Below are 1,151 nucleotides of genomic sequence, written 5' to 3' on the forward strand. Positions count from 1 at the left end.
GCACCTACAGTACGACCACCTTCACGGATCGCAAAACGTAGACCTGGGTCCATTGCGATTGGGTGGATTAATTCTACTGACATTTCAACGTTGTCACCTGGCATAACCATTTCAACGCCGTCTTGTAATTGGATTGCACCAGTTACGTCAGTTGTACGGAAGTAGAACTGTGGACGGTAACCGTTAAGGAATGGAGTATGACGACCACCTTCTTCTTTAGAAAGTACGTATACTTCTGCATCAAATTTAGTATGCGGCTTGATTGTACCTGGTTTAGCAAGTACTTGACCACGTTGTACGTCTTCACGCTTAGTACCACGTAAAAGAACACCACAGTTCTCGCCCGCACGACCTTCGTCAAGAAGTTTACGGAACATTTCTACGCCAGTTACAGTTGTTTTAACTGTATCTTTAATACCAACGATCTCTACTTCTTCACCAACTTTAACGATACCAGCTTCTACACGGCCTGTTACTACAGTACCACGACCAGAAATTGAGAATACGTCTTCGATTGGCATTAAGAATGCTTTGTCGATAGCACGTTCTGGTTCTGGAATGTAAGAGTCAAGCGCTTCAACAAGAGCAAGAACTGAAGACTCGCCATATTGACCAGCATCACCGTTAAGAGCAGCAAGAGCTGAACCACGGATAACAGGAGTGTCATCACCTGGGAAGTCATAAGTAGAAAGAAGTTCACGAACTTCCATTTCTACTAATTCAAGTAATTCTTCATCATCAACAAGGTCACACTTGTTTAAGAATACGATGATGTAAGGTACACCAACCTGACGAGAAAGAAGGATGTGTTCACGAGTTTGTGGCATTGGACCATCAGTCGCAGCACATACAAGGATCGCGCCGTCCATCTGAGCAGCACCAGTAATCATGTTTTTAACATAATCGGCGTGGCCCGGGCAGTCTACGTGAGCGTAGTGACGGATTGGAGAATCGTATTCTACGTGTGAAGTATTAATTGTAATACCACGTGCTTTTTCTTCAGGTGCTGAGTCGATTTGTGAGTAATCTTTCGCTTCACCGCCGTAAGTTTTTGCACAAATAGTTGCAATCGCAGCAGTTAAAGTTGTTTTACCATGGTCAACGTGACCAATTGTGCCCACGTTTACGTGTGGCTTATTACGTTCAAACTT

General features: G+C 44.0%; 1 protein-coding gene. It reads right to left on the bottom strand.

The window, feature by feature from the left end; genetic code table 11:
• A partial coding sequence (tuf, locus tag I7H67_RS19590) for an elongation factor Tu (protein WP_198308646.1) occupies window positions 1-1,151 on the bottom strand: 1,151 nt, incomplete at both ends.

The sequence above is a fragment of the Acinetobacter sp. ACIN00229 genome, assembly GCF_016106645.1.
Lineage (GTDB): Bacteria > Pseudomonadota > Gammaproteobacteria > Pseudomonadales > Moraxellaceae > Acinetobacter > Acinetobacter oleivorans.